This window comes from Chryseobacterium aahli (assembly GCF_022699665.1).
GTDB classification, from domain to species: Bacteria; Bacteroidota; Bacteroidia; order Flavobacteriales; family Weeksellaceae; genus Chryseobacterium; species Chryseobacterium aahli.
Window position 1 is genome coordinate 39,006 of the sequence record NZ_JALDNB010000007.1, and the last position, 12,884, is coordinate 51,889.

13 protein-coding genes are annotated in these 12,884 nt (G+C 35.8%); 7 read left to right on the plus strand and 6 right to left on the minus strand.

Features of this window, described 5'->3' with window-relative positions; genetic code table 11:
• Positions 1-2 precede the first annotated feature (2 nt).
• The 6 genes from rpsS to MQX03_RS11895 form a co-directional block, all read right to left on the minus strand.
• Positions 3-281, minus strand: coding sequence for a 30S ribosomal protein S19 (gene rpsS / locus MQX03_RS11870; RefSeq protein WP_034702850.1), 279 nt, complete (start codon positions 279-281; stop codon positions 3-5).
• 2 nt (positions 282-283) lie between these two features.
• On the minus strand, positions 284-1,105 hold the full coding sequence (gene rplB / locus MQX03_RS11875) for a 50S ribosomal protein L2 (RefSeq protein ID WP_047442262.1): 822 nt from the start codon (positions 1,103-1,105) through the stop codon (positions 284-286).
• 22 nt (positions 1,106-1,127) lie between these two features.
• Positions 1,128-1,418, minus strand: coding sequence for a 50S ribosomal protein L23 (gene rplW / locus MQX03_RS11880; protein ID WP_129535110.1), 291 nt, complete (start codon positions 1,416-1,418; stop codon positions 1,128-1,130).
• Between the two features lie 3 nt (positions 1,419-1,421).
• A complete protein-coding gene (gene rplD / locus MQX03_RS11885; protein ID WP_229983457.1) occupies positions 1,422-2,051 on the minus strand; it encodes a 50S ribosomal protein L4 in 630 nt (209 codons plus the stop codon).
• The gene (gene rplC / locus MQX03_RS11890; RefSeq protein WP_129535112.1) at positions 2,042-2,668 is read right to left on the minus strand and encodes a 50S ribosomal protein L3; all 627 of its coding nucleotides are present in this window, start codon (positions 2,666-2,668) and stop codon (positions 2,042-2,044) included. Before rplC ends, rplD begins: the two co-directional genes overlap by 10 nt.
• A 252-nt stretch (positions 2,669-2,920) precedes the next feature.
• Positions 2,921-3,685 carry a DeoR/GlpR family DNA-binding transcription regulator gene (locus tag MQX03_RS11895; protein ID WP_164998551.1) on the minus strand — a complete coding sequence of 255 codons (765 nt, stop codon included), beginning with the start codon at positions 3,683-3,685 and terminating at the stop codon, positions 2,921-2,923.
• 116 nt (positions 3,686-3,801) lie between these two features.
• Here MQX03_RS11895 and MQX03_RS11900 point away from each other — a divergent pair, with 116 nt between their 5' ends.
• The 7 genes from MQX03_RS11900 to MQX03_RS11930 all read left to right on the plus strand — a co-directional run bounded on the left by MQX03_RS11900 (position 3,802) and on the right by MQX03_RS11930 (position 12,871).
• The gene (locus tag MQX03_RS11900) at positions 3,802-5,391 is read left to right on the plus strand and encodes a glycerol-3-phosphate dehydrogenase/oxidase (protein ID WP_242803359.1); all 1,590 of its coding nucleotides are present in this window, start codon (positions 3,802-3,804) and stop codon (positions 5,389-5,391) included.
• A 19-nt stretch (positions 5,392-5,410) separates the two neighbouring features.
• Positions 5,411-6,907: a glycerol kinase GlpK gene (gene glpK, locus MQX03_RS11905; RefSeq protein WP_242803361.1), complete on the plus strand. Its 1,497-nt coding sequence runs from the start codon at positions 5,411-5,413 to the stop codon at positions 6,905-6,907.
• A 15-nt stretch (positions 6,908-6,922) separates the two neighbouring features.
• Positions 6,923-7,663: an MIP/aquaporin family protein gene (locus tag MQX03_RS11910; RefSeq protein WP_317224586.1), complete on the plus strand. Its 741-nt coding sequence runs from the start codon at positions 6,923-6,925 to the stop codon at positions 7,661-7,663.
• An 18-nt stretch (positions 7,664-7,681) separates the two neighbouring features.
• Complete coding sequence (locus MQX03_RS11915) at positions 7,682-8,482, plus strand: hypothetical protein (RefSeq protein ID WP_242803364.1); 801 nt, start codon at positions 7,682-7,684, stop codon at positions 8,480-8,482.
• Positions 8,483-8,631: 149 nt separating this feature from the next.
• Positions 8,632-9,045: a hypothetical protein gene (locus MQX03_RS11920; protein WP_242803366.1), complete on the plus strand. Its 414-nt coding sequence runs from the start codon at positions 8,632-8,634 to the stop codon at positions 9,043-9,045.
• Positions 9,045-10,016, plus strand: a complete 972-nt coding sequence (locus MQX03_RS11925; protein WP_242803368.1) for a hypothetical protein — start codon at positions 9,045-9,047, stop codon at positions 10,014-10,016. The genes MQX03_RS11920 and MQX03_RS11925 overlap by 1 nt, the downstream gene beginning before the upstream one ends.
• Before the next feature lie 155 nt (positions 10,017-10,171).
• Complete coding sequence (locus MQX03_RS11930) at positions 10,172-12,871, plus strand: hypothetical protein (RefSeq protein WP_242803370.1); 2,700 nt, start codon at positions 10,172-10,174, stop codon at positions 12,869-12,871.
• Positions 12,872-12,884: the final 13 nt, after the last annotated feature.

The window sequence follows — 12,884 nt, forward strand, 5'->3', positions numbered from 1 at the left end:
GATTATCTACTTCCTTTGTTTTTATTACCACCATGACCTCTGAAAGATCTTGTTGGAGAAAATTCGCCTAGCTTGTGACCAACCATGTTTTCTGTAACATATACAGGGATAAAAGATTTCCCGTTGTGTACTGCAATAGTTTGTCCTACGAAGTCCGGAGAGATCATTGATGCTCTAGACCAAGTTTTGATAACTGTCTTCTTACCAGACTCTATGTTTGTCTGAACCTTCTTATCTAAAGTATGATGAATGAATGGTCCTTTTTTAAGTGATCTTGCCATAATTATTTACGTTTAGATATGATATGACGGTTAGACGCTTTGTTTTTCTTTCTGGTTTTGTAACCTTTAGCTGGCATACCGTTTCTAGATCTTGGGTGACCTCCAGATGAACGACCTTCACCACCTCCCATTGGGTGATCTACAGGGTTCATTACTACCGGTCTAGTTCTAGGTCTTCTACCTAACCATCTGCTTCTACCAGCCTTACCTGAAACAGTTAACTGATGATCAGAGTTAGAAACAGATCCAATCATTGCATAACACTCAGTAAGGATCATTCTAGATTCTCCTGAAGGCAATTTGATGATTGCATATTTTCCGTCTCTTGAAGTCAATTGAGCTGATGAACCAGCACTTCTTGCTAAGATTGCACCTTGACCAGGCTTCATTTCGATACAAGAAATTACAGTTCCCAAAGGAATACTTTTTAATTTCATTGCGTTACCTACATTAGGTTCTACGCTTTCTCCTGAAATGATTTTTTGGTCAACTTTGATCCCGTTTGGAGCGATGATATATCTCTTCTCTCCGTCTGCATACTCAACTAAAGCGATGAAAGCAGTTCTGTTTGGATCATATTCTACAGTTTTTACCGTTGCTTCAACATCATGCTTGTTTCTTTTGAAGTCGATAATTCTGTATTTCTTTTTGTGTCCACCTCCGGTGTAACGCATGGTCATTTTACCAGTTTGGTTACGTCCACCTGACTTACTAATACCAACGGTTAGAGACTTCTCTGGTTTGTTGGTAGTAATTTCCTCAAAATTGTTTACAATTCTGAATCTCTGTCCTGGGGTGATAGGTTTTAATTTTCTAACAGACATTACTATTATTTATAATTAATAATTAATTTACAGCAAAAATGTCGATTACTTCTCCTTCAGCAAGAGTGATAATCGCCTTTTTCAATTTGTTTGTCTTTCCTACTTGAAGACCTTTTTTAGTGTATTTCGAAGAAACTTTAGGAGCATAAATCATGGTTCTAACGTCTGCTACTTTCACACCATAAGCTTGCTCTATTGCATTTTTAATCTGGATTTTATTCGCCTTAGGTTGTACTAAGAAAGAATAAGCACCTCTTAAATCTGTAAGATAGTTTGCTTTTTCTGAAATAACTGGTTTAATAATTAGTGACATGATTTATTTCTTTAAATTTTCCTGGAATTTTTCAACTGCACCTTCTAAGAAAACGATCTCACCTGCATTGATTAAGTCATAAGAAGAAATTTCGTTGAATTTCATAACTTTAGTCTTAGGTAAGTTTCTTGAAGATAAATATACATTCTTGTTTGTATCAGGAAGAATGAATAAAGATTTCTTATCGTTCAATGCCAATGCATTCAAGATAGTGATGAAATCTTTAGTTTTAGGAGCTGAAATGCTCAATCCTTCAACAATTTTGATGCTGTTATCTCTCATTTTCTGAGAAAGAACAGATTTTTTAGCTAATCTCTTAAGAGCTTTGTTCAATTTGAATCTGTAGTCTCTCGGTTTTGGACCGAAAATTCTACCTCCACCTCTGAAAACTGGAGATTTGATATCACCATATCTTGCAGAACCTGAACCTTTTTGCTTTTTCAACTTTTTAGTTGAACCAGTGATTTCGCTTCTTTCTTTTGATTTATGAGTACCTTGACGCTGAGCAGCAAGATATTGTTTTACTTCTAAGTAAACCGCGTGCTTATTTGGCTCAATTCCGAATACTGTTTCGTCTAGAGTTACTTTTTTTCCGGTTTCTTTTCCTGATGTATTTAATACTACTAGTTCCATTTTCTGATAATTACATAAGAATTTTTAGCTCCCGGAACAGCACCTTTTACTACTAAAAGATTTTGTTCTTGATCCACTTTTAATACTTGAAGGTTTTGTACAGTTACCTGCTTACCTCCCATTCTACCTGCCATTCTCATCCCCTTGAATACTCTAGAAGGATCCGATCCCGCACCGATTGAACCTGGAGCTCTTAATCTGTTGTGCTGACCGTGAGTAGCTTGCATTACACCTCCAAAACCGTGTCTTTTAACAACACCTTGGAAACCTTTACCTTTTGAAGTTCCTGTAACGTCTACATATTCACCTTCAGCGAATAAGTCTACTTTCACTTCATCTCCTACGCTTACAGTATCAACGAATTCTCTGTAGAATTCTACCAACTTAGCTTTAGGAGCAGAACCAGCCTTTTTAAAATGGCCAGCTAACGCTTTACCAACGTTCTTTTCACTCTTGTCATCGAAACCTAACTGAACAGATTTGTATCCGTCCTTTTCAATGGTTCTGACCTGTAAAACTGAGCAAGGACCTGCCTGAATAACGGTACACGGCATGTTTTTGCCGTTTTCGTCAAACAGAGAAGTCATCCCAATTTTTTTTCCAATAATACCTGACATTATTTATATAATATGTTATAAAATTTCTTGTATTCACGTTCATTTTGCGAGATCTCAAGTAATTACCAAGTTTGAATTGGGCATACTCCTCCCCGAAAATGAGTGTGCAAATGTATGAATAAAATTTAATTTGACAAATATTTATAGTAAAATATTTTGATTTTTAATGATTTAGGGAAATTTGGAAAAATCTGGTTGAATGTTTCGCTAAATATTTTTGAACTACAGAAAATTTAAAAATGAGTTTATTTTTTATTTAATAATTACACTCACTCCAATTTCTTCAAGATTATTTTTGTCTTCTTCCAAAATACCATTGTCCGTGATCAGATAATCTATCTTATCCAAAGGAGCGATTTTACCGAAACCTTTTACGTTCAATTTAGAAGAATCTGCTAGAATGACAACCTTTTCAGAACAATTAATCATTAATTGATTCAGGTGAGCTTCTGCAGCATTAGAAGTACTAATTCCGAAATCCATATCGATTCCGTCTACCCCAAGAAATAATTTATTACAGGAAAATTGTTTTAAAATAGCTTCAGAAATAGAACCTACAATAGAAGTAGAACTTTTTCTCACTTCTCCACCCAATTGTATGATATTAATGTTAGGATTGTTACACAATTCAATTGCAACACGCAAAGAAGAAGTTAAAACCGTTAACGGACCGAAATTCACTAGCATTCTTGCCAGATAATGCATCGTCGTTCCGGAAGCCAAAATAATACAGTCATTTTCCTGAATCAAGGACAATGCGGTTTTTGCAATATTTTTCTTTGCTTCTACATTGATGTTTTCCTTTTCATCCACATTCTTTTCATACGCATATCTTACATGCCTACTTGCACCGCCATGATTTCGGAAAAGCAATCCTAAACTTTCGAGATAATTCAAATCCTTTCGAATTGTAACTGACGAAACATTAAATTTTTCACACAAATCCTGAACAAGCACATAATCTTTTTCATCCAATTCTTTCAAGATATCATTATGTCTTGGCAGCAGCTTTTCCATTTCGTTTCATTTCATCAAAAATACCAATTTTATTTTGATTCAAAAAAATTTCACTTATTTTCTTTTTAGTTTCGTTTTTAATTTATACATTTGAAAACGAAACATAACGAAATATTATGAAACGAAACGAAGAACTTAGCAAATTAACCTCCATAAAAGAATGGGACTTTCTAATCATCGGTGGAGGAGCGAGTGGTTTAGGTTCGGCATTGGACGCTACAAGCAGAGGATTTAAAACCTTACTATTAGAATCACACGATTTCGCAAAGGCGACTTCCAGTAGAAGTACAAAATTGGTACACGGAGGAGTAAGATATTTAGCACAGGGAGATATAGGTTTAGTAAAAGAAGCTTTGAAAGAAAGAGGTTTACTCGCGAAAAATGCAGCTCATGTGGTTAAAAACCAGTCTTTTATTATTCCAAATTACACTTGGTGGGGAGGCATTTATTATAAAATAGGACTTTCTATTTACGATTTCCTTGCAGGAAAACTAAGTTTAGGAAGAACACAATACATCAGCAAATCAAAAACCGTAGAAAAACTTCCAACAATTCAGCAAAAAGGCTTGGCAAGCGGAGTTGTTTATCAGGACGGACAGTTCGATGATGCACGATTGGCAATTAATTTATCGCAAACCATTATTGAAAAAGGAGGAACTGCCGTTAATTATGTTAAAGTTATTAATTTAATTAAAAATGATTCTAATAAAATAACAGGTGTAGTTGCAGAAGATCAGTTTACGAAACAGCAATTCGAAATTAAAGCGAAAGTGGTCATCAATGCAACCGGAGTTTTCACGAATGACATCTTAAATATGAATAACCCGAAACACGGAAAATTTGTAGTTCCGAGCCAGGGAATTCATTTGGTTTTGGATAAATCTTTCTTAAAAAGTGACGACGCCATTATGATTCCTAAAACTTCAGACGGAAGAGTCTTGTTTGTCGTTCCGTGGCATGACAGAGCCTTGGTCGGAACAACCGATACTTTATTGGAAAACGAAAGTTTCGAACCGAGAGCTTTGGAAGAAGAAATTAATTTCGTTTTAGCTACAGCAAGACAATATTTATCTAAAAAGCCAACCCGTGAAGATGTAAAATCTGTTTTCGCAGGACTTCGACCATTGGCAGCACCAAAAGACGGAAGCAAAAGCACAAAAGAAGTTTCCCGAAGTCATAAAGTGGTTACATCCGACACCGGATTGATTTCCATTATCGGTGGAAAATGGACAACGTACCGTAAAATGGCAGAAGACACGATCGATGAAGCAGTAAAAGTTCACAACTTAGGAATTACAACTTCCAAAACAGAACATCTTTCGATTCATGGAAATGTAAAATCTGAAACTGTTGATAGAACCAATCATTTATATGTATATGGTTCAGACATTCCTGAAATCAAAAAATTACAACAAAACAATCCTGAATTTTCAGAAAAAATACATCCTGATCATCCATTCACAATAGCAGAAGCAGTTTGGGCAATCCGAAACGAAATGGCTCAGACTATTGAAGATATTTTGGCAAGAAGAGTCCGTCTTTTATTTTTGGATGCAAGAGCAGCGATCGACAGTGCACATAAAATCGCTTTTATTATTGCAAAAGAAAACGGACATTCTGCAGAATGGGCAAACGAACAGGAAAACGAGTTTATCGAATTGGCGAGAGGATATTTACTGACTCCTTATTCGCCAAGAAACATCTAACTTTAATTTAATCTCAAAGATGAGTGACCAATTAATTCTCGCTCTAGACCAAGGTACAACATCGTCAAGAGCCATTTTATTCAATCACAGCGGAGAAATAGAATTTGTTTCTCAGAAAAGTTTTGAACAGATATACCCTACTCCGGGTTGGGTAGAACATGACCCCAACGAAATCTGGTCTTCTCAAGTTTCCGTAGCTGCAGAAGTTATTGCCAAAGCAGGAATTTCCGGAAGAGAAGTTGCCGCTATCGGGATTACCAATCAACGTGAAACTACCGTCGTCTGGGACAGAGAAACCGGAGATCCCGTCTACAATGCGATTGTCTGGCAAGACAGAAGAACGTCTAAATATTGCGACGAATTAAAAGAACAGGGTCATGCCGAAATGATTAAAGAAAAGACAGGTCTTGTTTTAGACGCTTATTTTTCTGCAACAAAGCTGAAGTGGATTTTAGACACTGTAGAAGGTGCAAGAGAAAAAGCTGAAGCAGGAAAACTGTGTTTCGGAACAGTGGATACTTTCCTTGTATGGAAATTAACACGTGGAAAAATGTTCATTACCGATGTTTCGAATGCTAGTAGAACCATGCTTCTAAACATCCATACTTTGGAATGGGATAATGAGCTATTAGAATTATTCAATATTCCAAGAGCCATTTTACCTGAAGTAAAACAAAGCAGTGAGATCTATGGAGAAACTGCCACTACTCTATTTTCAACAAAAATTCCGATTGCAGGAATTGCAGGAGATCAACAGGCTGCCTTATTCGGGCAAATGTGTACAACTCCCGGAATGGTAAAAAATACGTACGGAACCGGCTGTTTCCTTTTAATGAATACAGGAACAGAAGCTGTTTCATCCAAAAACAATTTGTTGACGACTGTTGCATGGAAAATTAACGGAGAAGTAAATTATGCATTGGAAGGAAGTGTATTCGTTGGCGGAGCAGCTATCCAATGGTTGAGAGACGGTTTAAAATTAATTAATTCGGCAGAAGAAGTAAATACACTGGCTCAATCTGTCGAAGATAACGGCGGTGTTTATTTTGTCCCTGCATTAACGGGTTTGGGCGCGCCTTACTGGGATCAGTACGCTCGTGGAACTATTGTAGGAGTAACCCGTGGAACAACAAACGCACACATTGCAAGAGCGACTTTGGAAGGGATTGCTTTTCAAGTGTATGATATTGTAAAAGCGATGGAAGCTGATGCCGGGAAAAAAAGTCCTGAACTGAGAGTGGATGGAGGAGCTTCTGCAAGTGACATTTTAATGCAGATTCAGTCGGATATTTTCAGGGCTAAAATTACAAGACCAAAAACATTGGAAACAACAGCTTTAGGAGCCGCTTATCTTGCAGGCCTTGCCGTTGGATATTGGAAAAATATTGACGAAATCCAGTCTCAATGGATTGTTGACAAACACTTCCAGCCGCAGATGGAAGAAGAGAAAGTTGAAAAGATGCTTAAAACATGGAAAAAAGCCGTTCAGCGTTCTCAAAACTGGATCGAAGATTAATCACATTTAAAACAAATTAAAACTATGACTCCATTTGTAGCAGAAATAATCGGCACCATGCTGATGATACTTTTAGGAAACGGTGTGGTGGCAAACGTTGTCTTAAAAGGAACCAAAGGAAATAATTCCGGATGGATCGTGATTACCACGGCTTGGGCATTGGCGGTCTTCGTTGGCGTAACCGTTGCGGGACCCATCAGCGGAGCACATCTGAATCCGGCAGTAACTTTAGGGTTGGCAATTGCAGGAAAATTCTCTTGGGATTTGGTTCCAACCTATATTGCAGGAGAGATGATTGGGGCAATGCTGGGTGCTTTTCTGGTTTGGTTATTTAACAAAGATCACTTTGCTATTACAGAAGATGAAGGTGCAAAATTGGCTTGTTTCAGTACAGGTCCAGCAATCAGAAAACCTATTTCAAATTTAATCAGCGAAATCATGGGAACTTTCGTTCTTGTCTTTGTGATTTTCCATTTTGCAGATCCGAGTGTTACTTTAAATAACGATCCGACCGCAAAAATTGGTTTAGGAACAGTTGGTGCTTTACCAGTTACGTTATTGGTTTGGGCAATTGGCTTATCTTTAGGAGGAACGACAGGTTATGCCATCAATCCTGCAAGAGATTTAGGACCAAGAATTATGCATGCTATCCTTCCGGTAAAAGGAAGCAGTGACTGGAGTTACGCATGGATTCCTATTGCAGGACCTATTGTAGGAACCACTCTCGCAGCTTTACTACATCTCGCTTTAAGTTAATCACAGAAAGTCTACACAATGAAAAAACTATTTTATATATGCCTGATTGTATTAGGCACAGGGAATTTTTATGCCCAGCAAAATGCAGAAAATCAGGAAGACAGCAGATTAGATTTCACTGCAAACGTTCAGAATAATCACCTTTGGAGAGGTTTGATTATTACGGATAAACCCGTTGTAATGGGAAATGTCTCCTACGCATTAGATAAAGATAAAAACTGGAAAGTCGGAATTTGGGGAGCATCTTCAATGACTGATGATAAAGATGGAACGCACTATAAAGAAATCAATTATTATGTTCAGTATTCCAACGGGCGTTTATATATTGGTTTGTGGGATTTATTTAATTCAAGAAACATTAATACTGCGGTTGCTTCGGATGATATTTTTAATTATTCAAACAGAAAAACTGCGCATATTATTGATTTAAGAACCAACTATACTTTCGGACCAGCATTTCCATTAAATATTGAAGCAGACATTATGCTTTATGGTGGTGCTAATGCAGGAGAAGTTGTTTTGGAATATGACGGAACTTATAAAAAGAATAAATATTCCACCTACGTTCAGGTAAGCTATCCTGTGATTAAAGATAAAAAAGTTAACCTTGATGCTTTTGTAGGAGCTGGTTTTGCTTTAAATGACAAAAACTTTCTGTACGGAAACGGGACGAATAGTTTTGACATTGTAAATGTTGGCGTAAAAGCGACCAAATCTCTTAAAATTACGGAACATTACACACTGCCGGTTTCTATGATGGCGATGTGGAATCCTGCGAATAAGTTTGCACGAATACAACTTGCCGCAACGGTATTTTAAATTAAAATTGTTAGTATTTTACAAACCATTCCAATATTGGAGTGGTTTTTTGTTTCTATTCATTAAGAGAAGTGATATTGAAAGTAATCACCATAATTTTACGGTTTAATTTTTGCTAATGTATTTTTAATTTTGAGAAAATTTATAATATGAAAAAGGTTTTTAGTTTACTTCTTCTATTCATCAGTATTCTGTCTTTTGCTCAATCAAAAGCGCCATTTACCGGGAAAAGAAGCTTCAATATCGAACAAGGCGCAAGCGGCTCAGGAACTCCGGCCTATTATCTTGATGTAAAGAAAAACGGAAATGTACATTTTGGATTTCTGCAGATCAATCAGGCAGACCAAACGGAAACTAAAGAAGAGATCAATGCAGGAAAATATAATCCGAAAGTCATGAAAGTACATTTCAAAACGTATAATGAAACTTTTTATGTGAAATTTGATAAGGAGAAAATCTATTTAACTGATGAAAAAGGAAATATCAAAAAATCAGATGACTGCTGTCCGGTTTCTGAACTCGCTTCAATAAATTGCAACTGCGAAAGCATTCTTTATAAGTAATGAAAATTCTTCAACTTCTTCTGACTTTCCTTTTGGTAGTTTCTTGCACGGAAAAACAAACCCATCCTTATACCTACTATTATTGGAAAACCAATCTCGCTTTAAATCAAACTGAGAAAAAAGCACTTGTAAAATCTACTTCACCTTATTTATATACAAGATTTTTTGACGTCGATAAGATTAATGGAAAATTTGAACCGGTTGCTGTCATTACCAAAGACGAAAGCTTTAGCACTGAAAAAGAAATCATCCCTACAATTTTTATCACCAACCGAACTTTTTTTGAAATTAATGAATCCGACATCAAATTTCTGGCTGAAAGTATTTATCAGTTAATTCAGAAAAAAGTGAAAGAATACAAATTAACTTCTAGCAACGAAATTCAAATTGACTGCGACTGGGCTGCAGGAACGAAAGATGATTATTTTAAATTTCTAAATGAATTAAAGAAAATCTCCGGAAAAGAAATTACCTGTACACTTAGACTTCATCAGGTGAAAGATAAAAATCTGATGGGAATTCCGCTAGTGAAAAAAGTATATCTCATGTGCTACTCCACTTCTTCACCGCTTGAAAATTCAGATAAGAATTCGATTTTAGATGTCAATATTCTGAAAAGCTATTTATCTAAGCTCGAAGATTATCCTTTAAAGAAGATTGAAGTTGCATTACCAATCTACTCCTGGGGAATTGTAACCAATCATTTAGGAAAGCACAAGCTCATCAATGCGTTGTCTAAAAAAGATTTAGAAAATTCAAATTTTAAAAAAATATCTGACAACGAAATTGAAATTATAAAAGACGGTTTCTATTTTGGGAGTTTCATGAACAAAGGTTTCAAAATAAAGGTGGAAGAAATTTCTGATGAACAACTTAATAATGTTACACAGTTTTTAGATAAAAAATTAAACGGCTACAACATTATATATTACCAATTAGATAGTAAATTTGTGGAAGGCAGAATTTTCTGATGGCTGGAAGCAGGAAGATTGGCTCAATAATTAAGCGCAACAATTTCTTCCCACAGATTTCACAGATCTTCACGGATAAATTTAAACTCAATAAAAAAATATGTGCAAATCTGTGCGATCTGCGGGAAATAAAAAAATAAACACCAAAAATACATATGAAAAAGTATATTCTATCATTAGCGGTTGCATCGCTTTTCTATACCAAATCTGAGGCGTGCGCGTGGGCAGATCCGGATTATGATTACTTTAACTTGTTTACCCAAAGCATTATTAAGGATAAATCATATCTTCCTTTTCTTCACAACTATTCTTCGAGATTTTATACTGATTTTAAATCTTCACAGATTCCAAATGAGAATATCGAAGCATGGAGAAAATTCTTCAACAATCAATTAACCTATACTGAAACAGATTATCTGGTGAATAAAATTGCCATGAATGATCTCAATGATTTGAAGAAAGGAATGCCGAACAATCCGTTACTGCAAAAAGTTGGAACGGGTTTCTATACAAAATACCGTGAAGGAATTGATTATTTGATTGAGGCAAAATATCTTGAGCCTTACATGAAAATCAATTATGTGGAAACTGCAGATTCATTCTATTACAGAGAAAATGAAAGCGACAAAAATGCTACACAATTAGATTATGCCAAAACAGTTTCAGCGCTGACATCCTTATATAATGCGGCCAAAAATCCTGAAATTAAGCAGCGGTATGGATATCAGTTGGTGAGATTCAATCATTATACGAGAAATTTCGATGCGGCACTTCAAGCTTTCAAGTCTTATGTTGAGCCAATTTCGTTAAGAGGCGCTTCTTATTATATGGCTTTAGATCAACTGGCAGGCGCACAGAGGGGATTGCAAATGGGGAATGATGCCAACTGGAATTTCTTTCAGGTTTTTAAAAACAGCAAAAGCCGAAAAGAATCTGCGTTTATCTCCATGAAACTTTCCGACACGGCATCTTTCAATAATATCCTGAAAAGAGCGGGAAATAATGAGGAGAAGAACATGGCGTATTTTCTCTTGGGCTATGAAGATTTTACCAACCCGATTCCGATGATGGAAAAGATGTATGACATTGATCCGAATTCGGAAATTTTAAAAGTGATGGCCGCAAGAAGCATCAACGAACTGGAACGAAGCTATCTTCCGACGTATTATTACGAATCAAAAAATCCAGACCAGTCAGGAAATACAAAAACTACTGCAACTACAGAAACAAAAAAAGTAGAGAAAAAAGAACTCAGCTTTTGGCAGAAAATTGTTTTGTTCTTTAAAAATCTTTTCAGCTCAAAATCTGACAAAGTGAAGGACGGAACTAAAAATGACCAAAGCGACGACGAGTTGTTGGAAAACCCAAACAGAATTCCTTTTTACACAAAAAATCAAAGTTATTATTACGACGAGAAACAGAAAGACTTTCTTGATGATTTCGAAAAATTCACTTCAAAAACTAAAGAAAAATCTACTGACGAATATTGGCAGATAGCTGATGCTTATCTTAAATTTTTAAAGAAAGATTATGAAACCAGCACAGAAATTTTAGAAGACATCAAAACCAACAATCCGGAATATCTTGAAGAAATCAAGAGAATGAAAGTCTTGAATGATATTGTTTCGCAGCCAAAGATTGATGCGGATTATGAAGATCATTTAATGAAAGACTATGCCGATTACTTTGTTGAAAAGAAAATCGAAAAAGATAGCACAGAGGATGAAAGATATGATTACTATGGTTCTGCTCCTTCTACTGCGTCGTTCTTAAAAGATGTTCTGGCCAACCGATATTTTCTTCAGGGTGAAGACGGAAAATCTTATCTGATGAACAATAAGCTTTCTGACCTTCAGTACAACCCGAATTCTACTTTGGTAAAAAGTGTAGAAGATTTTTACAGAAAACCAAACAAGACAGCATTTGAACAGCAAATTATTGCCAAAAACATGGACAATGTAGGAAATATTAATGCATTCTTCAATGTGATTTACGGTGACAGAGCGATGAGATTGGCAGATTTTGATAAAGCAAAATTGTATTATCAAAAGGCTCAGAACTTCTCCGGAATTCCGCGAGAAAATTATGAAAGGTACAATCCGCAAACCGGGAATTATGAAAAACTGGTTTATGATGGTCAAAACTATGACGGTTTCACCAACATTCCGAATTTGGTTTTTGGACATAATGTTTGGGAAAGTTTTCAGAGTTCTGATACAGAAAGTATGCAGGCGGAAAATTACACTGCTTTTACTTTCATTAAACCAAAAATGAATAAACTTGAATTGGCAGATGCTTTAGTTCAGCTTAAAAAAATCGGAAACGGTAAAGATGAAAAATCAGCGCAGGCAAATCAACTCATAGGAAATGTCTTGTACAATACTTCTGTTCTCGGATATTACAGAGAACTGTTTGTAATGGATGTCGACAACAGTAACGGTGGAAAATATGACTTCTGGAGTACTAATAAGAAAACTCCGTATCAATACTATTACAAGAATTTCACATCGACTACTTACATTGAACCTGATAATTTTGATTTGGCTTTAAATTTTTACAAAAAAGCTTTAAATCTGTCAAACAACAAAGAACAAAAAGCAAGACTACTTTTCCAGATGGCAAGCGCTGAGCAGGGAAAATACTATCAGTATGAAGCTAAAAATCAGGCAAACATTGATTATGCTGATCCGAAATGGTCTGAGAAAAATGATGCTTATCAAAAGCAGATGAATGATTTAAAGAATCAGAAATACAGAACCTATTTTGCTCAGCTAAAATCACAATATTCAGATACAGAAGCAGCGAGAACGCTATTGGGAAGCTGTAGTTATTTTGATTATTTTATGAAGAGATAGTTTAATTAAAAAA

Bases quoted from the DNA above. Each gene is read 5' to 3' on its own strand.
- rpsS (WP_034702850.1), bottom strand. From the start codon at position 281: ATGGCAAGATCACTTAAAAAAGGACCATTCATTCATCATACTTTAGAT.
- rplB (WP_047442262.1), bottom strand. From the start codon at position 1,105: ATGTCTGTTAGAAAATTAAAACCTATCACCCCAGGACAGAGATTCAGA.
- rplW (WP_129535110.1), bottom strand. From the start codon at position 1,418: ATGTCACTAATTATTAAACCAGTTATTTCAGAAAAAGCAAACTATCTT.
- rplD (WP_229983457.1), bottom strand. From the start codon at position 2,051: ATGGAACTAGTAGTATTAAATACATCAGGAAAAGAAACCGGAAAAAAA.
- rplC (WP_129535112.1), bottom strand. From the start codon at position 2,668: ATGTCAGGTATTATTGGAAAAAAAATTGGGATGACTTCTCTGTTTGAC.
- MQX03_RS11895 (WP_164998551.1), bottom strand. From the start codon at position 3,685: ATGGAAAAGCTGCTGCCAAGACATAATGATATCTTGAAAGAATTGGAT.
- MQX03_RS11900 (WP_242803359.1), top strand. From the start codon at position 3,802: ATGAAACGAAACGAAGAACTTAGCAAATTAACCTCCATAAAAGAATGG.
- glpK (WP_242803361.1), top strand. From the start codon at position 5,411: ATGAGTGACCAATTAATTCTCGCTCTAGACCAAGGTACAACATCGTCA.
- MQX03_RS11915 (WP_242803364.1), top strand. From the start codon at position 7,682: ATGAAAAAACTATTTTATATATGCCTGATTGTATTAGGCACAGGGAAT.
- MQX03_RS11920 (WP_242803366.1), top strand. From the start codon at position 8,632: ATGAAAAAGGTTTTTAGTTTACTTCTTCTATTCATCAGTATTCTGTCT.
- MQX03_RS11925 (WP_242803368.1), top strand. From the start codon at position 9,045: ATGAAAATTCTTCAACTTCTTCTGACTTTCCTTTTGGTAGTTTCTTGC.
- MQX03_RS11930 (WP_242803370.1), top strand. From the start codon at position 10,172: ATGAAAAAGTATATTCTATCATTAGCGGTTGCATCGCTTTTCTATACC.